The 23,066-nt window shown below is 67.4% G+C and carries 23 protein-coding genes, 1 other RNA gene and 1 pseudogene; 17 read left to right on the top strand and 8 right to left on the bottom strand.

Going from position 1 to position 23,066, the window contains the following annotated elements; genetic code table 11:
* The 6 genes and pseudogenes from AC1DX5_RS23615 to AC1DX5_RS23590 form a co-directional block, all read left to right on the top strand.
* Window positions 1-840: pseudogene (locus AC1DX5_RS23615) on the top strand (chromosome segregation protein); the annotation flags it as partial.
* A 46-nt stretch (window positions 841-886) separates the two neighbouring features.
* Window positions 887-1,066, top strand: coding sequence for a DUF4169 family protein (locus tag AC1DX5_RS23610; RefSeq protein ID WP_478017716.1), 180 nt, complete (start codon window positions 887-889; stop codon window positions 1,064-1,066).
* A gap of 263 nt (window positions 1,067-1,329) precedes the next feature.
* Entirely contained in the window at window positions 1,330-3,336 is a 2,007-nt protein-coding gene (locus AC1DX5_RS23605) for an AAA family ATPase (RefSeq protein WP_478017714.1), read from the top strand.
* A gap of 129 nt (window positions 3,337-3,465) precedes the next feature.
* Window positions 3,466-4,014, top strand: a complete 549-nt coding sequence (locus AC1DX5_RS23600; RefSeq protein WP_465171644.1) for a biliverdin-producing heme oxygenase — start codon at window positions 3,466-3,468, stop codon at window positions 4,012-4,014.
* Between the two features lies 1 nt (window position 4,015).
* Complete coding sequence (locus tag AC1DX5_RS23595) at window positions 4,016-6,601, top strand: HWE histidine kinase domain-containing protein (protein WP_465171645.1); 2,586 nt, start codon at window positions 4,016-4,018, stop codon at window positions 6,599-6,601.
* A 64-nt stretch (window positions 6,602-6,665) separates the two neighbouring features.
* On the top strand, window positions 6,666-7,913 hold the full coding sequence (locus AC1DX5_RS23590) for a putative DNA modification/repair radical SAM protein (RefSeq protein ID WP_478017712.1): 1,248 nt from the start codon (window positions 6,666-6,668) through the stop codon (window positions 7,911-7,913).
* On the opposite strand, the gene AC1DX5_RS23585 is transcribed toward AC1DX5_RS23590, so the two are convergent.
* Window positions 7,910-8,503, bottom strand: a complete 594-nt coding sequence (locus AC1DX5_RS23585) for an alpha/beta hydrolase (RefSeq protein WP_465171647.1) — start codon at window positions 8,501-8,503, stop codon at window positions 7,910-7,912. The two genes, AC1DX5_RS23590 and AC1DX5_RS23585, sit on opposite strands and share 4 nt — an antisense overlap.
* Window positions 8,504-8,740: 237 nt before the next feature.
* Between AC1DX5_RS23585 and AC1DX5_RS23580 the strand changes: the two genes are divergently transcribed.
* Together AC1DX5_RS23580 and AC1DX5_RS23575 are read left to right on the top strand one after the other, a co-directional pair.
* Window positions 8,741-9,226 (top strand): hemerythrin domain-containing protein, encoded by a 486-nt coding sequence (locus tag AC1DX5_RS23580; protein WP_465174036.1) that lies wholly within the window; start codon window positions 8,741-8,743, stop codon window positions 9,224-9,226.
* Window positions 9,223-10,608, top strand: coding sequence for a UdgX family uracil-DNA binding protein (locus tag AC1DX5_RS23575; protein ID WP_465171648.1), 1,386 nt, complete (start codon window positions 9,223-9,225; stop codon window positions 10,606-10,608). Before AC1DX5_RS23580 ends, AC1DX5_RS23575 begins: the two co-directional genes overlap by 4 nt.
* A gap of 158 nt (window positions 10,609-10,766) precedes the next feature.
* On the opposite strand, the gene ssrA is transcribed toward AC1DX5_RS23575, so the two are convergent.
* Window positions 10,767-11,113, bottom strand: a transfer-messenger RNA (tmRNA) gene (gene ssrA / locus AC1DX5_RS23570).
* Between the two features lie 41 nt (window positions 11,114-11,154).
* Here ssrA and AC1DX5_RS23565 point away from each other — a divergent pair.
* On the top strand, window positions 11,155-11,586 hold the full coding sequence (locus tag AC1DX5_RS23565) for an RrF2 family transcriptional regulator (RefSeq protein ID WP_372855684.1): 432 nt from the start codon (window positions 11,155-11,157) through the stop codon (window positions 11,584-11,586).
* 34 nt (window positions 11,587-11,620) lie between these two features.
* On the opposite strand, the gene mscL is transcribed toward AC1DX5_RS23565, so the two are convergent.
* Complete coding sequence (gene mscL / locus AC1DX5_RS23560) at window positions 11,621-12,043, bottom strand: large conductance mechanosensitive channel protein MscL (RefSeq protein WP_465171649.1); 423 nt, start codon at window positions 12,041-12,043, stop codon at window positions 11,621-11,623.
* An 81-nt stretch (window positions 12,044-12,124) separates the two neighbouring features.
* On the opposite strand from mscL, the gene AC1DX5_RS23555 reads away from it, so the two are divergent.
* Genes AC1DX5_RS23555 through AC1DX5_RS23535 form a run of 5 tightly spaced genes read left to right on the top strand, consistent with a single transcriptional unit; the run spans window position 12,125 to window position 15,225 of the window.
* A complete protein-coding gene (locus AC1DX5_RS23555) occupies window positions 12,125-12,709 on the top strand; it encodes a LemA family protein (protein ID WP_465171650.1) in 585 nt (194 codons plus the stop codon).
* Window positions 12,710-12,732: 23 nt separating this feature from the next.
* On the top strand, window positions 12,733-13,218 hold the full coding sequence (locus AC1DX5_RS23550; RefSeq protein WP_465174037.1) for a TPM domain-containing protein: 486 nt from the start codon (window positions 12,733-12,735) through the stop codon (window positions 13,216-13,218).
* A gap of 14 nt (window positions 13,219-13,232) precedes the next feature.
* Entirely contained in the window at window positions 13,233-14,030 is a 798-nt protein-coding gene (locus tag AC1DX5_RS23545; protein ID WP_465174038.1) for a TPM domain-containing protein, read from the top strand.
* A complete protein-coding gene (locus AC1DX5_RS23540; RefSeq protein ID WP_465171651.1) occupies window positions 14,030-14,713 on the top strand; it encodes a TPM domain-containing protein in 684 nt (227 codons plus the stop codon). Before AC1DX5_RS23545 ends, AC1DX5_RS23540 begins: the two co-directional genes overlap by 1 nt.
* Window positions 14,710-15,225, top strand: a complete 516-nt coding sequence (locus tag AC1DX5_RS23535; RefSeq protein ID WP_465171652.1) for an NUDIX hydrolase — start codon at window positions 14,710-14,712, stop codon at window positions 15,223-15,225. Before AC1DX5_RS23540 ends, AC1DX5_RS23535 begins: the two co-directional genes overlap by 4 nt.
* Before the next feature lie 21 nt (window positions 15,226-15,246).
* Here AC1DX5_RS23535 and AC1DX5_RS23530 read toward each other — a convergent pair whose 3' ends face one another.
* From AC1DX5_RS23530 to AC1DX5_RS23515, 4 genes are read right to left on the bottom strand one after another with little or no spacing between them, the layout of a single operon-like run.
* Window positions 15,247-15,594 carry a nuclear transport factor 2 family protein gene (locus AC1DX5_RS23530; RefSeq protein WP_465171653.1) on the bottom strand — a complete coding sequence of 116 codons (348 nt, stop codon included), beginning with the start codon at window positions 15,592-15,594 and terminating at the stop codon, window positions 15,247-15,249.
* Complete coding sequence (locus AC1DX5_RS23525; RefSeq protein ID WP_465171654.1) at window positions 15,591-15,872, bottom strand: ETC complex I subunit; 282 nt, start codon at window positions 15,870-15,872, stop codon at window positions 15,591-15,593. The genes AC1DX5_RS23530 and AC1DX5_RS23525 overlap by 4 nt, the downstream gene beginning before the upstream one ends.
* 30 nt (window positions 15,873-15,902) lie before the next feature.
* Window positions 15,903-18,419, bottom strand: a complete 2,517-nt coding sequence (gene hrpB / locus AC1DX5_RS23520; protein ID WP_478017718.1) for an ATP-dependent helicase HrpB — start codon at window positions 18,417-18,419, stop codon at window positions 15,903-15,905.
* Window positions 18,416-18,757 (bottom strand): hypothetical protein, encoded by a 342-nt coding sequence (locus AC1DX5_RS23515; protein ID WP_478017710.1) that lies wholly within the window; start codon window positions 18,755-18,757, stop codon window positions 18,416-18,418. Before AC1DX5_RS23515 ends, hrpB begins: the two co-directional genes overlap by 4 nt.
* 64 nt (window positions 18,758-18,821) lie before the next feature.
* Between AC1DX5_RS23515 and AC1DX5_RS23510 the strand changes: the two genes are divergently transcribed.
* Complete coding sequence (locus AC1DX5_RS23510; RefSeq protein ID WP_478017708.1) at window positions 18,822-19,811, top strand: cation diffusion facilitator family transporter; 990 nt, start codon at window positions 18,822-18,824, stop codon at window positions 19,809-19,811.
* Window positions 19,812-19,970: 159 nt separating this feature from the next.
* Here AC1DX5_RS23510 and AC1DX5_RS23505 read toward each other — a convergent pair whose 3' ends face one another.
* Window positions 19,971-20,984 carry a polyprenyl synthetase family protein gene (locus tag AC1DX5_RS23505; RefSeq protein WP_465171657.1) on the bottom strand — a complete coding sequence of 338 codons (1,014 nt, stop codon included), beginning with the start codon at window positions 20,982-20,984 and terminating at the stop codon, window positions 19,971-19,973.
* 126 nt (window positions 20,985-21,110) lie between these two features.
* On the opposite strand from AC1DX5_RS23505, the gene AC1DX5_RS23500 reads away from it, so the two are divergent.
* Together AC1DX5_RS23500 and AC1DX5_RS23495 are read left to right on the top strand one after the other, a co-directional pair.
* On the top strand, window positions 21,111-21,395 hold the full coding sequence (locus tag AC1DX5_RS23500) for a chorismate mutase (protein WP_465171658.1): 285 nt from the start codon (window positions 21,111-21,113) through the stop codon (window positions 21,393-21,395).
* A 92-nt stretch (window positions 21,396-21,487) separates the two neighbouring features.
* Window positions 21,488-23,038 (top strand): MFS transporter, encoded by a 1,551-nt coding sequence (locus AC1DX5_RS23495; protein WP_478017707.1) that lies wholly within the window; start codon window positions 21,488-21,490, stop codon window positions 23,036-23,038.
* Window positions 23,039-23,066 lie beyond the last annotated feature (28 nt).

Genomic DNA, 23,066 nt, shown 5'->3' with positions numbered 1-23,066 from the left:
ACCCTGGCCGAAGCGCGCGAGGCCCGGGCCGGCGCCGCGGCGCGCGCGGACAATCAGGAAGCCCGGCGACTCGAGATGAACCGCCTGTCGGGCGAGCGTTTCCATTGTCCGTCGGTGCTGTTGCCGGAACGGATCGGCTTCGAGGCGGAGAAGGTCGGCGAGCCCCAGGATGAATCGACCGCGCACGACAAGCTGCTGATCGATCGCGAGCGGATCGGCCCGGTCAATCTCGTCGCGGAAACCGAGCTGGCCGAGCTGGAGGCCGCCAGTGTCGGCAATGCCGCCGAGCGCGAGGAACTGGGCCTCGCGGTCAACCGGCTGCGCGGCTCGATCGGCACGCTGAACCGCGAGGGGCGCCAGCGCCTGCTCGCCGCGTTCGAGGCAGTCGACGGGCATTTCCGCCGGCTGTTCACGACGCTGTTCAATGGCGGGCAGGCGCATCTCGAACTGGTCGATTCGGACGATCCGCTCGAGGCGGGGCTCGAGATCATGGCGCAGCCGCCGGGCAAGAAGCTCCAGTCGCTCACCCTGCTCTCGGGCGGCGAGCAGGCGCTGACCGCAGTCGCGCTGATCTTCGGCCTGTTCCTGACCAACCCCGCGCCGATCTGCGTGCTAGACGAAGTCGACGCCCCGCTTGACGACGCCAATATCGAGCGCTTCTGCGACCTGCTCGACGCGATGACGCAGGAAACCGCGACCCGCTATCTGATCGTCACGCACAATGCGGTGACGATGAGCCGCATGCACCGGCTGTTCGGCGTGACGATGATCGAACAGGGGGTGAGCCGTCTGGTATCGGTCGATCTGGGCGGGGCGGAATCGCTGCTGGCGGCCGAGTAAAGCCGCGCCCTCTTGGCACCAGCTGCCTGACTGATAGGCTCCCGCCATGGCCGAGATCATCAACCTGCGCACCGCCCGCAAGGCCCGCGCCCGCGCCGACAAGGAAGCGGCGGCGTCCGCCAATCGTCGTTCGTTCGGGCAGACCAAGGACGAGAAGCGTGTCGCACGCGAGGAACAGGCGCGCATCGACCGCACCCTGGACGGGGCGAAGCGCGAGCCCGATTGAGGTCGCGTAACTGGTCGCATCCGTTACGATCTTGACGAAACCCGCGCGCGCGCCTAGTGCGCCACCCGCCCCAATATCGGGGTGCAGGAAGGCTGACATGTTCGCCACGGCAATCATATTCGGGCTTGAGCCCGCCGCCGTCCGGACCTCGCCGAAGCGCTAGTCGCGCCCGGCCGGGTCGTTGGACCCGGCATGTTCAATCCCAGAACTTAAAGCTCGCAAGCCGGCGCCATGCGTACGTTTGCGGCACATGGATGAGACACATGGGCACGACGGTGACGTCGCGGCGCCTGGCAACGATGCTGCGCGCGACTTTGACGAAGGATGGGCGGGCCGGTCAGGCGCTGCTCGCATGGGTGGAAGAGAACAGATCGGTCTTCTGGCCGGGGCCGAAGCCGCGCGTCAGGAATGCGGCGGCGAAGCAAGCGGTGCGCAAGATCAGCTGGGCGAAGCTGGCGACAATGCTCGGCGACATGGCGGAGGACCCGTTGCCGCCCGAGCTGGCCGAGGCCGCGGAGAATATCGCGACGGTGCTGAGCCTGACCGATCAGGACCGCGCGGTGCTGGAGGCTGGGCTCGCGCTCTCCTTCCACCCCCGGATCGCGCGGCTGCGCTGGTCGCTGGAGGGGGCGCATGAGGACATGGCGCGAATCGTCGGCATGCTGGCGGGCGCCGATGCGATCCGTGCCGGCACGGTCGCGCGTACCAGCCTGGTGGTCGAGCTCGGCCTGTTCGAGATCGACATGTCGCGGGGCGGCGGGGTGTCGTTCGATGTGAGCTGGTGGTTCGAGACGCTGCTCGCGCGCGGCGGGCACGATCCCGAACGGCTGATCGAGGCACTGGCGGGCAAGCGCCAACAGGCGGCGCTCGCGCTCGCCGATTTCCCCGCGATGCAGGGCGATGTGGCGTTCGTCGCGCGGCTGCTCGCCGGCGCGGTGGAGTCGCGGGCGCCAGGCATCAACATATTGCTCCATGGTCCGCCCGGCGTCGGCAAGACCGAGCTGGCGCGTGCGCTCGCGGCGCATGTCGGCGCGGCTTTGTTCGCGGTCGGTGAGGCCGATAGCGACGGCACCGAGCCGCGCCGGCACGAGCGCGTCGCGGCGTTGCTTCGCGCGCAGCGGGCGCTTCAGCGCGACGAACGCGTATTGCTGCTGTTCGACGAGCTGGAGGATCTGATCGGCGACGCGAACAAGGTCGATGGCGGCACGCGCTTCGCCAACCGGGCGGGGTCGAAGATCTTCGTCAACCGCATGCTGGAGACGAACAGCGTGCCGGTCATCTGGACCAGCAATGCGATCGACAATGTCGATTCGGCCTATCTGCGCCGGATGAGCTTCGTGCTGAAGCTCGATCATCCACGCGGCGCCGAGCGCGACCGGGTGCTGGCGCGCATGGCGGCGATGGAGGCGTGCGCGATCGGCGATGACTTCGCCATGCTCGCGCGGCAGGCGCCGGAGACGCCCAGCGTGGCGCGGGTCGCGATGCGGGCCGCCCGGATCGCCGGGGCCGCGTCGGGCGACGAGGAGCGCGTGGCGCGGGCGCTGGTCGGCTCGCTGCGCGGTCAGGCGGTGACGGTGGCCGAAGCGCCCGGGAAAGTCGATCTGTCGCTGTTCGAATGCGACACGCCGGTTGCGGGGCTGGTCGAGCAGCTGACCCGGCCGGGTGCGGCGCTCGCCTTTTCGGTGCTGCTGGCGGGGCCGCCAGGCACGGGCAAGACCCAGCTTGCCGGCGACGTGGCGGAACGGCTTGGTCGCCCGCTCGCTACGCGGCGCGCATCCGACCTGCTGTCGAAATGGGTCGGCGAGACCGAGGCGAATATCGCGGCGGCCTTTCGCGAGGCGGCGGCGGAGGGCAGCGTGCTGTTCTTCGACGAAGCGGATTCGCTGCTGTTCGACCGGCAGACGGCGCGGGCAAGCTGGGAGGTGACTCAGGTCAACGAGCTGCTCACCTGGCTCGATCGCCACCCGCTGCCGGTGTTCGCCGCCACCAACGACCAGGCGCGGCTCGATCCGGCGGCGCTCCGGCGCTTCACCTTCAAGCTGGCGTTGCAGCCTCTGTCGGCGGCATCGGCGGCGCGCGCGTTCGAGCGCTTCTTCGGCTGCGCTGCGCCGGCCGGGCTCGCTCGTCTGCGCACGCTGACGCCGGGCGACTTCGCGGTCGTCGCGCGGCAGCTGAAGGTGACCGGGCCGCTTCCCGCCGGCGACTTGCTCGCGCGGCTCGAGGCGGAACTGGCGGTGAAGCCGGGCGGCATGGCGACGATCGGGTTTTGAACCATCCGGTCGTCGCGATGTCGTCCCGCGCCGCTTGCGGCGAAAAGGAGTCCTCGATTTGAGCAGGCGGTTTTCGATGCGCGAACGTCACGATTGAACTTTGTCGCCGCTGCGGCATTCTTTCCCCCAATGACTGGCCATAACGACATCAGGACCGCCCTGCGCGCAGCGACGGCGGACCATCACCAGCGAGTCGATTCGATCTTTTCGGCGATGAATCTGGCGGAAGACGGCGACTATCGCCGCTTCCTTTCCGCCCAGGCGGCGGCGCATATTCCGGTCGAGCGGGCGCTCGACCGGGGCGGCGCCGCCGAGGTGCTGCACGACTGGGCGGATCGGCGGCGGGCGCATCTGCTGCTCGACGATCTGGCCGCGATGGGTGTGGCGGAGCCTGCTACCGGCACCGAACCCGAATTCGTCGGCGAAGCCGCCATTCTCGGCGCGGTCTATGTGCTGGAGGGGTCGCGGCTGGGCGGCGCGATGCTGCGCAAGTCGGTGCCGTCGCGCTTTCCCGCCAGCTTTCTCGGGGCGAATGATTCCCGCGCGTGGCGCGGCCTGCTGGAACTGCTGGGTACCCGGCTTCGTGATAAGGGTGAAATCCAGATCGCGATCAATGCGGCCCGCGCCGTCTTCGGGCAGTTCGAACGCAGTGGGCAGCATTTTATGAAGGTGAGCTGATTTGGCTGACGGCGTCGAACGGGTCGATCTCACCAATTGCGATCGGGAACCCATCCACATCCTGGGCGCGATCCAGCCCATCGGTTTCCTGCTCGCGCTGACCGCCGACTGGATGGTCGCGCGCGCCTCCGCCAACACCGCCGACTTTATCGGCCGGACTCCGGACGACGTGATCGGCAGGCCATTGCGCGACCTCTTCCCGGCCGAAACCGTGCACGAGCTGCGCAACCGCACCGCGATGCTGCGCGGCCCCGACGCGGTCGAGCGGCTGTTCGATTGCACCATCGTGCCCGGCGCCCAGCGCTTCGACTTCGCGGTGCACCTGTCCGGCGGCCAGATCGTGGTCGAGGCGGAGCCTGCGTCAGGCGAGCATGGCGATGCCACCGGCATGGTCCGGTCGATGATCACCCGGCTCGACCAGACGCCGGATTCGATGAGCTTCTTCCGCGAAGGCGCGCGGCAGGTGCGCGCGCTGATCGGATTCGACCGGGTCATGGTTTATCGCTTCGCCCCCGACGATTCGGGCGAAGTGGTGGCCGAGGCGTGCAAGCCCGGTATCGGTAAGTTCCTCGGCCTGCGCTATCCGGCGAGCGACATCCCGGTGCAGGCGCGGGCGTTGTACAAGCGCAACCTGCTGCGCGTGATCACCGACGTGAACGCGGTGCCGGTGCCGATCGTCCCGGCGCTCGACGAAGCGGGCAGGCCGCTCGACCTGTCGCTGTCGGTGCTGCGATCGGTCTCGCCGATCCATATCGAATATTTGAAGAACATGGGCGTCGGCGCCTCGATGTCGATCTCGATCATCGTCGAGGGGCGGCTCTGGGGCCTGTTCGCCTGTCATCATTATTCGGCGCGCTGTCCGAGTTTCGAGCGGCGATCGGTCAGCGAGCTGTTCGCCCAGATGTTCTCGATGCGCCTGGAAAGCCGCGAGCGGCAGGAGACGGTCGAGTTCGAGCGCCGTGCGCGCGACATCTCAGACCAGCTGCTCGGCGCGGTCGCCTCGGACGAGACCCTGCTCAAGGACCCGGACTGGCTCGGCGACATCCTGACCAACGCCATCCCGGCGGACGGCGTGGGCGTGTGGATCTCCGGCAACTACGCCTTTTCCGGCACGACACCGCCGACCGAGGCGTTCCGCAAGATCATCCGCGCGCTGAACGGCACCGCCGCGGGCAAGGTCTATGCGACCGATCGCATTGCCTCGATCGTGCCGGGCGCCGAGGAGTTCGCGTCCGCTGCGGCCGGCATGCTGGCGATCCCGATTTCGCGTGCGCCGCGCGATTATGTCGTGCTGTTCCGGTCGGAACTGGTCCGCTCGGTGCGCTGGGCGGGCGATCCGCACAAGCCGGTCGACTATGGCCCCAATGGGCCACGCCTGACGCCGCGCGAAAGCTTCGCCGAGTGGAAGGAACTGGTCGAGGGTCGCTCGCAGCCCTTCACTGCGTCGGAATTGCGTGTGGCGGAGACGTTGCGCGCGACCCTTATCGAAGTGGTGCTGCGTCTCGCCGACGAAGCCTCGGCCGAGCGCCAGCAGGCCGGCGCGCGGCAGGAATTGCTGATCGCCGAGCTCAACCACCGCGTGCGCAACATCCTGGGCGTGATTCGCGGGCTGATCCGCCAGTCCCAGCCGACCGACGCCGCCGTGAAGGATTTTGTCGGCGTGGTCGACGGGCGCATCCATGCGCTGGCCCGCGCGCACAACCAGATCACCGACGACCATTGGGGGCCCGCGCCGATGCAGGCGCTGATCGACGCCGAGGCCGCCGCCTTCGTCGACGAGCGCGAGCGGGTTGTGTCGGAAGGCGACCCGGTGCTGCTCAATCCCCAGGCGTATTCGACCATGGCGCTGGTGGTGCACGAGCTCGTCACCAACTCGACCAAATATGGCAGCCTCTCCGTGCCGGGCGGCGAAGTGAAGATCAGCTGGGACCGCAACAAGGCGGGCGATCTCATCCTCACATGGTCCGAATCCGGTGGGCCCCGGGTCCAGGCGCCGACGCGCAGGGGGTTCGGCACGACGATCATCGACAGGTCGGTGCCGTACGATCTCGGTGGCGCGGCGAAGATCGATTACCGGCCGGACGGCGTGGAGGCGGTTTTTCGTATCCCGGCGCGCCACGTGTCGGAGCCCAAGACCTTTGCCGGCCCCGCGATCAAATTCCCGCGCCCGGCGGTCGGCCATCCGCAGGTGCCGCCGCACCGCGTGCTCGCCGGGCAGGACCTGTTGCTGGTCGAAGACAGCCTGATCATCGCGCTCGATGCGGAGGATATCGCAGGCCGGCTCGGCGCGCAGAGTGTTGCGACGGCGGCGACGGTCGAGGCGGCGCTCGACAGTATCGAGGCCAGCCGGCCGAGTGTCGCGATGCTCGACATCAACCTGGGCGACCGCACCAGCTTCGCCATCGCCGACCGGCTGATGGACCTGGGCGTGCCCTTCCTGTTCGCGACCGGCTATGGCGAGCAGGCCCAGCTTCCCGAGGACCATCGCGGGCGAACGGTGGTGCAGAAGCCCTATACGCTTGAGAATGTCGCGCGCGCGATGGATGAACTGCTCGGCATGCATCAGGGCGTCGGCGAGGGCAAATGAGGTCCAAACCGATCCTTTAAAATCAGCTATTTACTGCTGAGCGACGTGAACATATGAAGAACATATGGCGCAGCTCGACGTTCAGCAAAAGCTCGAAATCCTCGCGGATGCGGCCAAATACGACGCGTCCTGCGCGTCGTCGGGCAGCGTCAAGCGCACGTCGCGCGACGGCAAGGGGCTCGGCTCGACCGATGGCGGCATGGGCATCTGCCATGCCTATGCGCCTGACGGGCGCTGCATCTCGCTGCTCAAGATCCTGCTGACCAACAGCTGCATCTTCGACTGCCATTATTGCATCAACCGCAAGAGCTCGAACGTCCGTCGCGCCCGCTTCACCGCGCAGGAAGTGGTGAAGCTGACGCTCGCCTTCTACCGGCGCAACTATATCGAGGGGCTGTTCCTCTCCTCCGGCATCATCCGCTCGTCCAACTACACGATGGAGCAGATCGTCGAGGTCGCGCGGAGCTTGCGCGAAGATCATCATTTCCGCGGCTATATCCATCTGAAGACCATTCCCGATGCCGACCCGGAGCTGGTGCACCAGGCGGGGCTGTATGCCGACCGCATCTCGATCAATGTCGAGCTGCCCACGGCGAGTGGCCTGAAACGGCTGGCGCCGGAAAAGTCCGAATCGCGTATCGAAGGCGCGATGAAGGGCATGAAGACGGCGATCCTCGACACCGGCGATGCGACGAAACGCTTCAAGTCAGCCCCCAAGTTCGCGCCGGCCGGCCAGTCGACTCAGATGATCGTCGGGGCCGATGCCGCGACGGACGGCGATATCGTGCGCAAGGCCTCGTCGCTCTATGGCCGCTTCGGCCTGCGCCGCGTCTATTATTCCGCCTTCAGCCCGATCCCGGATGCGAGCACGGTGCTGCCGCTGCAGCGCCCGCCGCTGATGCGCGAGCACCGGCTCTATCAGTCGGATTGGCTGATGCGCTTCTACGATTATACGCCGGGCGAGGTCGTTGCCGCAGCAGATGACGCGACCGGTATGTTGCCGCTCGACATCGACCCGAAGCTCGCCTGGGCGCTGAAGTTCCGCGACCGCTTTCCGGTCGACGTCAACCGCTCGCCGCGCGAGATGCTGCTGCGTGTGCCGGGGCTGGGCGTGAAGGCGGTCGGCGCGATCCTCGCCGCGCGGCGCTGGCGGCGGTTGCATCTTGCCGATGTCGGGCGGCTGACCGCGTCGATCGCCAAGGTGCGGCCATTTCTGATCGCCGAGGACTGGCGCCCGGTCGCGCTGAGCGACCGGGCGAACCTACGTCCTCTGGTCGCGCCGAAACGCGAGCAGCTCGAACTGTTCGGCTAGCGGATGCTTTCGAGCCGGGCCACCACCGCCATATCGGGCGCCTTGCCGCCGCCGATCTCCCCGGCGTCGAACAGGCCGAGCAGCTGCAACAGCCGGTCCTCGGCCGCCGTTCCGCCGCCGCGGCGGTTGCTCGGGTGCGATCCCTGGACCGCGCCGGCATCGACGAAGCGGCTGCCCCAATGGTCCGCCAGGGCCAGGACCTGCTCGATCATTGGCGAAGGGTCGCTCGCGACGACCGAGGGGAAGGGCAATTTGGTCGCGGGGCTCACCCGCGCCTTGGCCGCGATCGCCGCCTGGCCGAAGCCGATGCTGAGCGGGGACAGGAACACCGCGCCACGGATATGTTCGAGATAGCTGCGCGGCGAGAGCTGCGCCCACCATGCCACGGCCAGGCACGCCACGCCCTGGGCCAGCAGGACGATCGGCTCGCGCGAGCGGGTCATCGCCGTGTCGAGCTGCTGCGCCCAGCGGCCGCTATGGAATTTCGTGAGGTCGAGTTCGACCGTCTGAACGGGCAGGGCAAGCACAGGATCGCCGCGCGCCACGATCAGGATTGGAAGCGGACGGTCGGCAGACGAATCGAGGTCCATGACAGCTCTCCCGTTGTCGGGCGTAGCCGCGGCCGCCTTTTTGAGCGTGCCGACTCGACTGCGCCCCCATGCACGACGCTATTCCTACTGTGCCGGTGGGCAATAGGCTTGCGCCAGAATGACGGCCGGTTGAGCCAAACTGCTGGGTGTCCGGCAGGCGATGGTGCTGAGAGCGATTCGCAAGAGAAACAAGCGCCGCTCTGGCTGGTTCAGGCAGGGAACCACAGGAGTATTCATATGGCCGACGCCCGAATTTTCGCCGATCTCAAGGCCGATCATGACCGCCATCGCAAGTTGCTGGAAAAGATCGGCAATGCCCCGGCCGACGGTTCGGAGCGGCGCGACTTGTTCGAGGCGTTCCGGGTCGAGGTGACGGCGCATGCGGCGGCCGAGGAGGAATCGCTCTACGCGACCATGCTGGCCAATCCGGATCTGCGCGACGATGCGCGCCATTCAGTGTCGGAGCACAAGGAAATCGACGATTTCCTCGGCGACCTGGCCGACCTTGATTCGGCGTCGGCCGAATGGACCGAGACCTTCGGCAAGCTGCGCCATCGTTATGAGCATCATATCGACGAGGAAGAGGAAGAGATGTTTCCCGCCGCCAGCGAAAAGCTGTCGAGCGAGGAGGAGGCGCGGCTGGCCCAGGTGTTCGAGCGGCGCAAGCCGAAGGAGCTCGCGCGCGCCGAAGCGACACCTGCGGGAGGCGACGAGCGGGAGTGAGAGCGCGTGTCGTCCGCCTGAGCACGCCGGACGATTTTGACAGCTGGCGGAATGCGGCGCGGGGCCTGATCGGCGAGGATGTGCCCGCGAGCGAGGTGGTGTGGCAGGTCGGCGATGCTGCGACTGACCTGTTCGCGCTGGATGCCGCGCCGCCGCCGCCGCCCGCGCCGGGATTTGCCGTACCGCGCGCCTTTATCGATCTTGCGCGCAAGGCGATCCTGCACCGCGAGCCCGAACGTTTTGCCCTGCTCTACGCGCTGCTCACTCGGCTGCGGGCCGAGCCGACGCTGACGGAGGATGCCGCCGATCCTCTCGTCCGGCGGCTGGAGGGCCTGGCGAGGGAAGTGCGCCGCGACATCCACAAGATGCGGGCTTTCCTACGCTTCCGTGAAGTCGAGGATGGGGCGGGCGCGCGCTTCGTCGCCTGGTTCGAGCCCGATCATCATATCGTGCGCGCCAATGCCGGTTTCTTCGTTGATCGCTTCGCCAGCATGCGCTGGTCGATCCTGACGCCGGAGGTGTCGCTGCACTGGGACGGCAAGATTCTGAGCGAAGGCCCCGGCGCGGCGCGGGGCGATGCGCCCTCCGGCGACCCGATCGAGGCGGTGTGGAAGACCTATTACGCTTCGATCTTCAATCCGGCCCGGATGAAGGTCGGCGCGATGCTGAAGGAAATGCCGCGCAAATATTGGAAAAACATGCCCGAGACCGCGTTGGTGCCTGGACTGATCGCAAGCGCGCAGGCGCGGGAGAGCGGCATGATCGCACGGGCGAAGGAACGGCCCAACGGCAATATCGAAGGCGCGTGGGAGGCGCTGCGCGACGAGGCCATGGGGTGCACGCGCTGCCATCTCCACAGGCACGCGACTCAGACGGTGTTCGGGGAAGGGCCGGTGGACGCGGCGCTGATGTTTGTTGGCGAGCAGCCGGGCGATCAGGAGGACCTGGCGGGCAGGCCCTTTGTCGGGCCGGCGGGCCAGGTGTTCGACCGCGCCGTCGCAGCGGCGGGGATCGATCGCTCGGGCGTGTACGTCACCAATGCGGTGAAGCATTTCAAGTTCGAGCAGCGCGGCAAGCGCCGCATCCATCAGAAGCCCGATGCGGGTGAGATTACGGCGTGCCGCTGGTGGATCGAGCAGGAAAGGCTGCTGGTGAAGCCGAAGGTGACGGTGGCGCTCGGCGCGACCGCGGCCCGATCGCTGTTCGGCAAGGTCATGACGATCGTCAAGGAGCGCGGCCGGCCGCACGCGCTGCCCGATGGGAGCGAGGGATGGATCACGGTGCATCCGAGCTTTCTGCTGCGGCTGCCGGATCGCGACGCGGCGGAGCTGGAGTTCGAGCGATTCGTGGCGGATTTGAAGGCAGTGAGGGAGCGGCTATAAGCCCCTCCGTCATGCCGGACTCGTTCCGGCATCATCGGGCTGCAGGCGCAACGTGCTGAAAATAAGCGCTTCGCTGGCCGCGATGGATCCCGGAACCGGGGTGGCGGTCAGTAAAAGAAAGTGGGGAGCTTCTGTTGCTCGGTGCTCCCCGGACCGCCGGTGTCCGCTTCTGTTGCCCGGTGCGGCCCGGACCGCGCTTTCGTCCTTAGTAAACTAGACCGTTAGGTCCGGTTTACGCGGCAATCGCGAGTGCTTCGTTATCGTTAGCACTTGTGGTTTTGAGCCTTTTACAGGTTACTCAGCCCGGGCAAAAACAGCGCTTTTCAATACACGTCGATCCTGGTTCGACCCCGTCATGACCGGTCCCGAAGGGCCGGTTGTGGTGGAGTCGCCGGGTACTGCCCCCGGGTCCGCTGCATCTATTGTACGCCGCAATTTATCACCATAGCCGACGGCGAACCGGCGGCGTCCCCAATATAGGGATTGCGAACTTAATGAAAAGCCCGCCTTTCGCTCGCCACAATATGAGTCCATATCGGTCATGCTATGTTGACACAGCGTTCCCGTTACGCGCTCCGCGCGATGATCTTCCTGGCTGAGGCGCCCGCGGGCGGCCCCCCCATCCCGATGAACAGGATCGCCGCAGAGGCCAATGTGCCGCGCAAGTTCCTGGAGCTGATCCTGGCCGATCTGCGCGAGGCCGGCTTCCTGCACAGCCACCGCGGCAAGATGGGCGGCTATTGCCTGTCGCGCCCGACTCACCTGATCTCGCTCGGCGAGATCATTCGGGTGATCGAGGGACCGCTGGCGCTGGTCCCTTGCGTCAGCCGCACCGCCTATCGCCCGTGCCGCGACTGCAAGGACGAGGCGAGCTGCGCGATCCGCCACGCCATGGCGCGCGTGCGCGACGAGACCGCGCGAATCCTCGACGGGACCAGCCTGGCCGATTCCCGCGCCGAGGATCTGGCTGCGGCCTGAATCCTTCCCTCCCCCGAGAGGGAGAGGGATTGTCTCAGCGTTTCTTCAGCTCGTCCCGGATTTCGCGCAGCAGCGTGACATCGGCGGGTTCGGCCGCGGGCGCTTCTTCCGGCTTCGCGATCAACCTGTTCGCGGCGCGCACGATCAGGAAGATGATAAAGGCCAGGATCACGAAATTGACGGCCTGGGTGATGAAGGCGCCATAGCCGAACACCGGCACGCCGGCCTTTTTCAGCGCCGCATAATCGGTCGATCCGGCCAGCGCCTCGGGCACCTTGCCCAGCACCACGAAATAGCTGGAGAAGTCGAGCCCGCCAAAGATCTTGCCGATCACGGGCATCAGCACATCGTCCGTCAGCGAGGTCACGATCTTGCCGAAAGCCGCGCCGATGATCACCGCAACCGCGAGATCGAGCACGTTGCCCCGGGCGATGAATGCCTTGAACTCCTTGAACATGGAACCTCTCCATCCGATTTCGCTTCCGCGTGCCCACGCTACTCGCCTATCATGCGCATGCAAGGGTTGGAGGGATTGTCTATGAAATACCGTGCCGTCTTCGCGCTGATGTCCGCCATCGCGCTGTCCGCCTGCGGCCTGAACAGCGTCCCCACGGCCGAGGAGAACGCCAAGGCGCGTTGGGCCGATGTGCAGAACAACTATCAGCGCCGGGCCGATCTCATCCCCAATCTCGTCGCCACGGTGAAGGCCGCCGGCGCGCAGGAAAAGGACATTCTGGTCCAGGTGACCCAGGCCCGTGCCGCGGCATCCCAGGTCAAGGTTACGGGCGACGATCTCACCGATCCGGCCAAGGTCGCGGCCTATGAGCGGGCGCAAGCCGGCGTGACGCTGAATCTCCAGCGTCTGCAGGAGGCCTATCCCGAGCTGAAGAGCCAGGGCAATTACACCACGCTGATGAGCCAGCTGGAAGGCACCGAGAACCGCATTACCATCGCGCGCAAGGATTATAACGACGCGGTGCAGGCCTATAACACACGCATTCGCACCTTCCCCGACGCGATCGGCGCGAAGGTGTTCTACGGCTCCAAGCCGATGGCCCCCTTCCAGGCGACCAGCCCAGGGGCGGAGACCGCGCCCTCGGTTAATTTCGGCAACACCAACTGATCAGACCCGTCGCCCCGTTGCTGATGCTGGCCGGGTGCGGTGCCGCCGCTCCGGCCAGTCAGGTCGCCCCAGCCGGATATGATTTTCCGGCGCTGTCCGGTCGCGTCGTCGATGCGGCGCATCTGCTGCCGCCGGCGTCGCGTACGGCGATCAACGAGAAGCTGGTGGCGCTCGAGACACGGACTCACCATCAGTTCGTGGTCGTGACCGTCCCTGACCTCGGCGGTCATCCGATTGAGGATTATGGCGTCACGCTCGGGCGGACATGGGGCATCGGGCGCAAGAACATCAATGACGGCGTGTTGCTGATCGTCGCGCCCACGGAGCGCAGGGTACGGATCGAGGTCGGCTACGGCCTCGAAAAGGCGCTGCGCGACGAGGAAGCGAAGGCGATCATCGGCACCGCCATCCTGCCGGCCTTTCGTGCCGGCGATTATCCGCGCGGCATCGCCGGCGGAGTCGACGGCGTGATCCGCGAAATCTCGCCTCCTGAAAGGTTGGCAGCGTGAATTTCCTTCGTTTGATGCTCGTCATGGGGCTGATGCTGTGCGGCGTTCAGGCCGCCCAGGCCCAGACCTTCCCGCCGCTGTCGGGCCGGGTGGTCGATGCCGCCGACCTGCTCTCGCCGGAGCAGGAGGCCCAGCTCACGCAATTGGCCGAAGGGATCGAAAAAACGTCGTCGCGACAGTTCGTCGTGGCGACCGTTCCCGATCTCCAGGGCTATCCGATCGAGGATTTCGGCTATCGGCTCGGCCGTGCCTGGAAGATCGGGCAGGGAGGGGCCAATAACGGCATCATCCTGCTGGTCGCGCCCCAGGAGCGCAAGGTGCGGATCGAGGTCGGGTACGGCCTGGAGCCGATCATGACCGACGCGCTGTCGAGCCTGATCATCAACGACACGATCCTGCCGAAGTTCAAGGCGGGCGACATGCCGGGCGGCATCATCGCCGGGGCGGATGCCATCGCCGAGCAGATGAAGCTCCCGCTCGAAGCCGCGGAGGCACGAGGCGCGTCGCTGGTCACTACCAAGCCCAAGCCGTCGAAGGATGTCGGCATTCCCTTCGTGGTGATCTTCTGGATCATCGTCGTTGCCTTCATCGTCCTGTCCCGCCTTCGGCGCGGGGCGGGCGGCAAGCGGTATCGCCGCGGTCACGCGCCGGTCATTCTGTGGGGCCCCGGCCTTGGCGGCGGATCGGGAAGTAGTTGGGGCAGTGGATGGAGCAGCGGCGGCGGCTCCAGCTGGGGCGGCGGTGGCGGCGGTGGCGGCTTTTCCGGCGGTGGCGGCTCCTTTGGGGGCGGTGGCGCCTCGGGGGGCTGGTGATGGCGCGGGTCACGCAACTCAGCGCGGCGGATCACGCGCTCGTCGGCGAAGCGGTGTCGCGCGCGGAGGATGGCACCGATGGCGAGATCGTGACGATCGTCAGCGAACGGTCCGACCAGTATCACGACGTCGCGCTGCATTATGCCATCGCGGCGACGCTGTTCGTGGTCGCGCTCGCCGCGATCAACCCCGTCGCGCTGGAGGCGAAGCTCGGCTGGTCGTCGAACGGCTGGGGCGCCGAGTCCGACCCGCGCGGCCTGCTCTTCGCGGTGCTGATCGCCCAGACGATCGCCTTCCTGGTCTTCCGTTTCGCGCTGGCCTGGGTCCCGCTCCGCCTCGCGCTCACGCCGCGTGCGACGCGCGCGCGGCGGGTGCGGCGGCGGGCGATCCAGTATTTCAAGGTCGGTGCGGAACGCCGCACGCAGGCGCGAGTCGGTATCCTGCTCTATCTGTCGCTCGACGAGCGCATGGCCGAGATCGTCGCTGACGAGGCGATCCACCATGCCGTCCCGGCCGAACGCTGGGGCGACGCGATGGCGGCGCTGGTCGACGAAGTGCGGCTCGGGCGACCGGCCCTGGGCATGGCGGCGGCGGTCGCGCAGATCGGCGTGATCCTGTCCGAGAATTTCCCCAAGACCGAAACCGACCGCAACGAACTCCCGGACAGGCTGATCGAACTATGACGGAACCCGCCGAAACGGTCTGGGCAGGCAAATATATCGTCGTGAAGAAGGAGGGCACCTGGGAATATGTTTCCCGGGCGCGTGGTATCCAGGCGGCGGTGATCCTGGCGATCGATGACGGCGAGGTGATCCTGGTCGAGCAATACCGCGTGCCGCTCGGCAGGCGCAGCCTGGAGCTCCCCGCCGGTCTGGTCGGCGACGAGGAGGAAGGCGAAGCGCCCGAGGCGTCTGCCGCGCGCGAGCTGGAGGAGGAAACCGGCTATCGTCCGGCCCAAGTCGAGACGATCGGCTATTTCCAGTCCTCGCCCGGCATGGTCTCGGAAGGCTTTACCCTGGTGCGGGCCACCGATCTGACCAGGGTGAGCGACGGCGGCGGCCAGGCCGACGAGGACATCACCGTCCACCGCGTGCCGCTTGACGGTATAGTTGATTTCGTCGCGGCCAAACGTGCCGAGGGCGTGGCGATCGACGTGCGCCTGCTGCTGCTGCTGAGTCCGTCGATCCTGGGGTGAGCGTGCCGGGAAGGAGGGGTGTCAGCCCTTCCTCTGCGCCGCCTCGAAGCTCAGCCGATCCCAATAGCCGCGCTGGAGCGCTATATGGCCGTCGATCACATGGAAGAAGCCGCAGCCGCGCAGGCCGTTCGGGTCGCGCCATTCGAGGATCGCCCATTCGCCATCCTCGAACAGATTCTCGGGGATGCATTCCATCGTCGCGGTGGCGAATTCGCGGTCGAACATCGCGCGTATCGCGTCGCGGCCATGGACGGGCTCCAGCGCCACCTGGTGGTTGGTCGCATCCGGCCGGTAAAGGGCGGCCAGCGCGTCGACATCGGCATTATTGAAGGCGGCGATCCAGCGCCGCACCACCGATTTGGGCGTCACCGAAAATTGTCGGCATAGGCCTGAAGCTTGAGCTTGCGCTCGGGTGCCGCGATCAGGGTGAAGGCCAGGCCCTCCCGCTCGGCATAGGCGATCGCCGCTTCCTGAGTCGGGAAGCCGAGCCGCACCTGTTCGCGCGTGTCGCCGGAACCGGCCCAGCCCGTCAGCGGGTCGGGACGCTTCGCCTCGGCGGGCGCGAATTCGAGCAGCCACGCGTCAGTGCGCGCGCGGCCCGACTGCATCGCGTTCTTGGGGCGCTGGTAGATGCGGGCGGTGGCCATGGTCTTGTCCTCGAAACTCTCCTGCGCCCTCTATCGCGGTTGCGCGCGGCGTGCATCCGCATTTTTCGTCCGCGTGGTGGGGGCGGCCCCGGCAGGATCGTCGGGCCAGGGATGGCGGGGGTAGCGCCCGCGCATCTCCCTGGCGACCGCGGCCCAGCTTCCGGACCAGAAGCCGGGCAGGTCGCGCGTCGTCTGGATCGGCCGACCGGCGGGCGATGTGAGGCTCAGCACCAGCGGCACGCGGCCGCCCGCCACGGTCGGGTGAGTGGCGAGGCCGAACAATTGCTGAGGGCGGAGCTCGACCCGGGGGCCGCCCTCAGCGGCATAGTCGATCGGGTGGCTGGTGCCGGCGGGCGAATGGAAATGCGTCGGCGCCAAGGAGTCGAGGGTGCGGAGCGTATCCCAGCCGATCACCGCGCGCAGCGATTCGGCCAGCGCGCCAGCGTCGAGCGCGTCGAGGCGGCGTTTCCCGACGAGCAATGGCGTGAGCCACTCGTCGGCGCGGGCGAGCAGATGCGCTTCGTCAATCTCGTCCACCGGGGCGCCCGCCTCTCGGATGAAGGCGATGCGGTCGAGCAGGGCCTGCGCCGCTTCACTCCAGGGCAGGAGCGACAGGCCGACAGTCCGTACGCCTTCCAGCAGGGCTGTGGCGATTTCTTCCGGATCGGCGTTGGCGTCGGGCCCGCTCGACAGGCGGATGGCGCCGAGCCGGCGCTCACGCAGCGCCTGCACGCCGCCGGTCGCCGCATCGAAGCGCACGCTGCGCCTTGTTTCGATGCGCTTGCCGAACAGCGATTCGACTGTGGCGAGGTCGATCGGCGCGGCGGAGAGGATACGCGCCCCCGAGGCCATGCCCTGGGTCTCGGCGACGGCGAGCCATTCGTTGCGGGCGAGCGAGGAGGTGGGGTCGAGCTTGAACCCGCGACCCCCGGCCGAGGCCCAGGTCTCGCCGCTGGCGTCGCGGCGCTTGGCGATGCGATCGGGGAAGGCGAGGGCGATGGCGACTGCGACTTCGTCTCCCGTACCGCGATCCGGCAGCGGTGCGGTCGTGGAGGTCGGGTGCCCACCCCCATCCCCTCCCGCAAGCGGGAGGGGAGCAAGAGAGGCCCAGCGTTTTGCCAGTTTGCGTCCGCCCTCCGCCCGTGGCCCACGTTCCGTTCGCCAGCGCCTGAGGCGGCTCTCCAGGTCCACATCGTTCCCGCCGAGTCCACGCTCGCCGAGCAGCACCGCGACATCAGCGGCGGTTGCCGCCAGCCCAATCTCGCCCGCGCGCACCAGCATGTGGCCGAGCCTTGGCGGCAGCGGCAGCCGGGCGATCGCCTTGCCGTGCGGCGTCGGCCTGCCGTCCGGATCGATCGCCTCCAGCACGGTCAGGCGGCTGCGCGCCTCGTCGATCGCGGCGGCGGGTGGCGGATCGAGCCAGGCGAGGGTGCGCGGATCGGCCACGCCCCACAGCGCGCAGTCGAGCGTCAGCGCCGACAGATCGGCCTCCAATATCTCGGGTGGATCGAAGCGCGGCAGGCCGGCGGTCGCCGCTTCCTCCCACAGCCGATAGGCCACGCCCGGCATCTGCCGCGCGGCGCGGCCGGCGCGCTGAGTCACGGCGGCCTGGCTTGCGCGCTCGGTGACGAGTCGCGTCATGCCCGCCGCGCGGTCGTAGCGCGGGCGGCGGGCGAGCCCTGAATCGACCACCACGGAGATGCCGTCGAGCGTCAGGCTGGTCTCGGCGATCGAAGTGGCGAGCACGATCTTGCGCCGTCCCTGCGGATCGGGCGCGATCGCGGCACGCTGGGCGGCTGGGTCGAGACTGCCGTGCAGCCGGTGCAGGACGATATCGCCGCCGAGTCCCTCGATCCGTTCGGCGGTGCGCTCGATCTCGGCCACGCCGGGCAGGAAGGCGAGGATGCCGCCCGTCTCCTCGCGTAACGCCAGCCTGATCGCGCCCGCGACCGAATCCTCGATCCGCGCTTCGGCCGCGCGGCCGATATGGCGGAGCGTGAGGGGATGGCTGCGCCCTTCGCTCTCGATCACCGGCGCGCCGCCCATCAATACGGAGAAGCGTGCGCCGTCGAGCGTCGCCGACATGGCGACGATGCGCAGGTCGGGTCGGAGCGCGCTTTGCGCGTCGAGCGCCAGCGCCAGGCCGAAATCGCTGTCGAGGCTGCGCTCATGCACTTCGTCGAACAGCACCGCCGAGACGCCCGCGAGTTCGGGATCGGCCTGGATTCGGTTGACGAAGATTCCCTCGGTGACGACCGTAACGCGCGTCTCGACCGATCGTTTCGAATCCATCCGGGTGGCGTAGCCGAAGGTCTTGCCGATCGGCTCGCCCGCCAGCGCCGCCATCCGCTCGCCCGCCGCCCGCGCGGCCAGGCGCCGCGGCGACAACAGCAGGACCTCGCCGGTGCACCAGTCCTCGCCGAGCAACGCAGGCGCCACCGCCGTCGTCTTGCCCGCGCCGGGGGGCGCGACGAGCACGGCGTTCGACCCGACCTGCAACGCGGCGAGCAGGTCGGGCAGTACGGCGTGGATCGGGAGGGAAGTCAGCGGAATTCCTGCGTCACGACGATCTCACCGACGATCGCGGGCAAATCTTCGGCTGGAATCCAATATTCCAGATGCGCGCGACCGCCCGCTTCCTGCGCGGCATGCGCGTCGAGATAGTCCTTCCGCACCTCGAAACGCGTGACATAGCCCGATCCGCTCGCCTTGACGTTCCAGTCGCGCGCGATCTTCACGGCATAGGCTTCGGTCAGCACCGGATAGAAGATCGGCTGTTCGGGCAGGCGCGGAGGAAAAGCGCTGAAACCCGTTTCCTCGATCAGGGCGAGCTCATGCGGCCCGACAGGGCGCCACAAGGTGACTGTCTCGATCTCGTCGCTCATTCTCGATGTCCTAGCATATCGCGGGCAAGCGATGGTACGCCCCTGACAATAGACGGAGAATCGCGTGGCCGATCATAGCCATCATCACGGCCATTCGCACGGGCACTCCCATGGACAGGGCCACAGTCATGGTCATGGGCATCATGGCCATTCCCATGCGCCCGCTTCGGGCCATGACCGCGCCTTTGCGATCGGTATCGCACTCAATCTGGGTTTCGTCGTCACCGAGGCAGCGTTCGGCTTTGTCGCCGACTCGGTCGCGCTGCTCGCAGATGCCGGTCACAATCTGTCCGACGTGCTCGGGCTGGCGGTCGCCTGGGGCGCGGTGGCGCTGGGCCGCAAGGCAGCGACGAAGCGCTTCACCTATGGGCTCAAGGGCACGACGATCCTCGCCGCGCTGACCAACGCACTGTTGCTGCTCGTCGCGCTCGGCGCGATCGTGCTGGCGGCGGCGCAGCGCATGGCGGCGCCGGCACCGGTCGAGGGCGGCACCGTCGCGATCGTCGCCGCGATCGGCATCGTGGTGAACGTCGCGACCGCCTTGCTGTTCGTGCGGGGAAGCAAGAACGACATCAACATCCGCGGCGCCTTCCTGCACATGGCGGCGGACGCTGCGGTTTCGGCGGGCGTGGTATTGGCCGGGCTCGCCATCCTGTGGACGGGCGAGTTGTGGATCGACCCGATCGTCAGCATCGCGATCGCTGCGTTGATCTTCTGGCAGACCTGGGGTCTGCTGCGCGAATCGGTCGAGATGTCGCTCGGCGCGGTGCCGCGCGGGATCGATTACGACAAGGTTCGCATGTCGCTGCGCACCCTGCCGGGCGTGGCACGGGTCCATCACGTCCATATCTGGCCGATGAGCACGACCGAGACGGTCCTGACCGCGCATCTGGTGATGCCCGATGGTCACCCCGGCGACGCGTTTCTGGGCGAGGCGCAGGACATGCTGAAGCATCGCTTCGACATCGGCCACGCGACGCTGCAGGTGGAGATCATCGGCAGCGAAAGCGATCCGCTGCCCTGCGCGCCCGCGGTGGAAACGTACCGGCACTGATTCAGGCCGGTTCCCGCTGCCGTTCGTCCCGAGTGCCATCCAGCTTGTCGAGATGGCGTATCGAGGGACAGGCGTCACGCGCTCCAACCACGTCTCGATACGAGCCCTCGACAAGCCCGGTCTCTCTCGACACGAACGGCGTGTGGGCAATCCGCCGTCTCAGTAGGCCCGCGCCACCGCGAATTCGACCGCTTCGACCATCGCCGCCTTGGCCTGGCTCGGCGCGAAGCCGCCGATCGCGTCGATCGCGCGCTGGCCATAGTGGCGCGCCCGGGCGAGCGTGTCGTCGACCGCGCGCGTCGAGCGGATCAGCGAGACGGCGTGCGCGAAATCCTCGTCGCTGGAGCGATGCCCCTCGATCGCCGCTTTCCAGAATATGCGGTCCTCGGCGCTGCCGCGCGCATAAGCGAGGATGACGGGCAAGGTGGATTTGCCCTCGCGGAAATCGTCGCCGGCGTCCTTGCCCATCGTGCCCGCGTCCGAGACATAGTCGATCGCGTCGTCGACCAGCTGGAAGGCGATGCCGAGATTGCGGCCATAAGCGTCCAGCGCCATTTCCTCGGCCTCGGGCCGTTCGGCCACCACGGCCGCGATGCGGCAGGCGGCGGCGAACAGGGCGGCGGTCTTCGCGCCGATGATGTCGAGATAGCGCTCCTCGCCGATATCGATGCGGCGCGCGGCGGTGAGCTGATTGACTTCTCCCTCGGCGATGATCGCGCTGGCGCCCGACAGAATCTTCAGCACCTTGAGGCTGCCGTCCTCGACCATCAGCTCGAACGAGCGGCTGAACAGGAAGTCGCCGACCAAGACGCTCGCCGGATTGCCCCAGATCAGATTGGCGGTGCGCTTGCCGCGGCGCAGATCGGACCCGTCGACCACATCGTCGTGCAGCAAGGTGGCGGTGTGGATGAACTCGACCGCCGCGGCGAGGCGGTGGTGCCGCGCGCCGGTATAGCCCAGCAGGCGCGCGCTCGCGAGCGTCAGCATCGGGCGCATGCGCTTGCCGCCGCCGGCGATGAGATGCCCGGCCAGCTCCGGAATCAGCGGGATCTCGGACTGCATCCGCGACAGGATCACCGCGTTGACGAGATTGAGATCGCCGGCGACAAGCTGCACCATCGGTTCTAGCGACGGCTGGCGCTGGGCATCGAGGCGGTGGATCGTGGCGCTCATGGTGCGTGCGATGTGGCCGTATGACCGGGTAAAGGCAAGCCTTTGCGGGGTTAACGCCCGCCTTTCGGGGTTGCGCGTCGTGCGCGACGTCCGCAAAAGGCCGGGCGAACTGGTGAGGACGGCAAGGTGACCGACGAAACGCTCAGCGGCTATCGCCAGAGCATCGACAATATCGACGCGGCTCTGGTCTTCCTGCTTGCCGAGCGGTTCAAGGTGACTCAGGCGGTCGGCCGCTACAAGGCGACCGCCGGGCTCCCGCCTGCGGACCCGAGCCGCGAGGATGCGCAGATCACGCGGCTGCGCGGGCTGGCCAAACAGGCCGATCTCGATCCCGATTTCTCCGAGAAATTCCTGCGCTTCATCATCGACGAAGTAATCCGTCATCACGAGCGCGTGCGCGACGAGGGCTGACGCCCGTCGTGTCGGGCATGGCCAGCCCGCGATGATAGCGGTATCGATTGCCCGGGGCGCCGCGACGACAAGCGGCGAAGTGGGGATGTCGCATGGCAACACGTATGAACAGTCTGTCCGATCGCCAGGCCCTGTGGGCGTTCATCCTTGGCTGCGCGGCGGTCACGGCAGGCGTGCTGCTCCATATCCCGATGTTCCTGATGGCGAAGGACATGAGCTATCACCTTGCCGGCATGCCGATGGATTCGGGCATGATCTTCGGCATGTTCCTGATCGTCGGGGGCGTGATCGTCGCGGCCTATGGCCTGCTGCCGCGCAATCTCGCGGCACAGCGCGCGGCGGCCGAGGACATCACCATCGCCGCGCCCGAGGATGCCGCGCTCGGCTGGGCGCATTGGCGGCTGATGATCGTGCTGGTCGTCGCGCTGATCATCGATGTGATGAAGCCGGCCTCGCTCGGCTTCACCGTGCCCGGCATGATCGGCGAATATCATGTGCCGCGATCGACCGTGTCGCTGGTGCCGTTCTTCGCGCTGATGGGCACCGTGGTCGGGTCGGTGGTGTGGGGCGTGATCGCCGATATCTATGGGCGCAAGGCCTCGATCCTGCTCTCGGCGGTGATGTTCGTCGGCACCTCGATCTGCGGCGCGATGCCGTCGCTCGCCTGGAATATCGGCATGTGTTTCATGATGGGCGCGGCGGCGGGCGGCATGTTGCCCGTCACCTATGCCCTGCTTGCCGAGATGATGCCCAACCGGCATCGCGGCTGGAGCCTGGTGCTGGTCGGCGGACTTGGCGCGGTCGGGGGCTATTTCGCGGCAAGCGGGCTCTCGGCGGTGCTGCAGCCGATCTTCGGCTGGCGCATATTGTGGCTGGCAAACCTGCCGACCGGGCTCAGCCTCATTCTGCTGGGCGCGCTCATCCCTGAATCGGCCAAGTTCCTGCTCGCGCGTGGGCGCAAGGTGGAAGCCGAAGCGGTGATGCGGCGTTTCGGGGCAACCGTGCGGCGCGGGCCGCCGCCGGCGACGACCGGGGTCAACCACGGGCCGCTGACGGGCAGGCGGATGATCGGCAAGCTCACCGCGCTGACCGTGGCCGCGCTGACCTGGGGCCTGATCAATTTCGGCCTGTTGCTGTGGCTGCCGGCCGATCTCGTCGCCAAGGGCTATTCAGTCGCGGTGTCGAGCCGGCTGCTGGCGGAAAGTTCGCTGATCGCTTTCCCGACCGTGTTCCTGGCGGCGCTGATGTACAGCCGCTGGAGCACCAAATGGTCGCTCGTCACCATGATCGGCGTGACGCTGGCCGGGTTGCTCGGCGTGCTCAGGCTGGAGCTGGCGGGAACGGGCAGCCCGGTGCTGCCTGTCGCGCTGCTGATCGTCGGGTCGAACGGCATCCTCGCCATCCTGCTGCCCTATACCGCCGAGAGCTTCCCGTTGCGCGTGCGCGGGCGGGCGACCGGATGGGTCGCCGCCTGCACCAAGGCCGGCGGGCTGTTCGCGCAAGGGCTGAGCATCGCCGCGCTGATCCCGTCCATGGGACTGGCGGCGGTCATCATCATGGCGCCGGCGGTGGTCGCGCTTGGCCTGGTCGCCTGGTTCGGGCGCGAGACGCGCGGCGGTGATCTGCGCCACCTCGACGCATAAAGCGCGAGACGCCGATAACGACGAGGTC

The sequence above is a fragment of the Sphingomonas sp. P2_B6 genome (assembly GCF_056404755.1).
Note: the sequence above shows the minus strand (reverse complement) of the source record. Positions and strands in the feature narration are given on the sequence as shown.

Bases quoted from the DNA above. Each gene is read 5' to 3' on its own strand.
- AC1DX5_RS23610 (WP_478017716.1), top strand. From the start codon at position 887: ATGGCCGAGATCATCAACCTGCGCACCGCCCGCAAGGCCCGCGCCCGC.
- AC1DX5_RS23605 (WP_478017714.1), top strand. From the start codon at position 1,330: ATGGGCACGACGGTGACGTCGCGGCGCCTGGCAACGATGCTGCGCGCG.
- AC1DX5_RS23600 (WP_465171644.1), top strand. From the start codon at position 3,466: ATGACTGGCCATAACGACATCAGGACCGCCCTGCGCGCAGCGACGGCG.
- AC1DX5_RS23590 (WP_478017712.1), top strand. From the start codon at position 6,666: ATGGCGCAGCTCGACGTTCAGCAAAAGCTCGAAATCCTCGCGGATGCG.
- AC1DX5_RS23585 (WP_465171647.1), bottom strand. From the start codon at position 8,503: ATGGACCTCGATTCGTCTGCCGACCGTCCGCTTCCAATCCTGATCGTG.
- AC1DX5_RS23580 (WP_465174036.1), top strand. From the start codon at position 8,741: ATGGCCGACGCCCGAATTTTCGCCGATCTCAAGGCCGATCATGACCGC.
- AC1DX5_RS23565 (WP_372855684.1), top strand. From the start codon at position 11,155: ATGTTGACACAGCGTTCCCGTTACGCGCTCCGCGCGATGATCTTCCTG.
- mscL (WP_465171649.1), bottom strand. From the start codon at position 12,043: ATGTTCAAGGAGTTCAAGGCATTCATCGCCCGGGGCAACGTGCTCGAT.
- AC1DX5_RS23555 (WP_465171650.1), top strand. From the start codon at position 12,125: ATGAAATACCGTGCCGTCTTCGCGCTGATGTCCGCCATCGCGCTGTCC.
- AC1DX5_RS23550 (WP_465174037.1), top strand. From the start codon at position 12,733: ATGCTGGCCGGGTGCGGTGCCGCCGCTCCGGCCAGTCAGGTCGCCCCA.
- AC1DX5_RS23545 (WP_465174038.1), top strand. From the start codon at position 13,233: ATGCTCGTCATGGGGCTGATGCTGTGCGGCGTTCAGGCCGCCCAGGCC.
- AC1DX5_RS23540 (WP_465171651.1), top strand. From the start codon at position 14,030: ATGGCGCGGGTCACGCAACTCAGCGCGGCGGATCACGCGCTCGTCGGC.
- AC1DX5_RS23535 (WP_465171652.1), top strand. From the start codon at position 14,710: ATGACGGAACCCGCCGAAACGGTCTGGGCAGGCAAATATATCGTCGTG.
- AC1DX5_RS23525 (WP_465171654.1), bottom strand. From the start codon at position 15,872: ATGGCCACCGCCCGCATCTACCAGCGCCCCAAGAACGCGATGCAGTCG.
- AC1DX5_RS23515 (WP_478017710.1), bottom strand. From the start codon at position 18,757: ATGAGCGACGAGATCGAGACAGTCACCTTGTGGCGCCCTGTCGGGCCG.
- AC1DX5_RS23505 (WP_465171657.1), bottom strand. From the start codon at position 20,984: ATGAGCGCCACGATCCACCGCCTCGATGCCCAGCGCCAGCCGTCGCTA.
- AC1DX5_RS23495 (WP_478017707.1), top strand. From the start codon at position 21,488: ATGGCAACACGTATGAACAGTCTGTCCGATCGCCAGGCCCTGTGGGCG.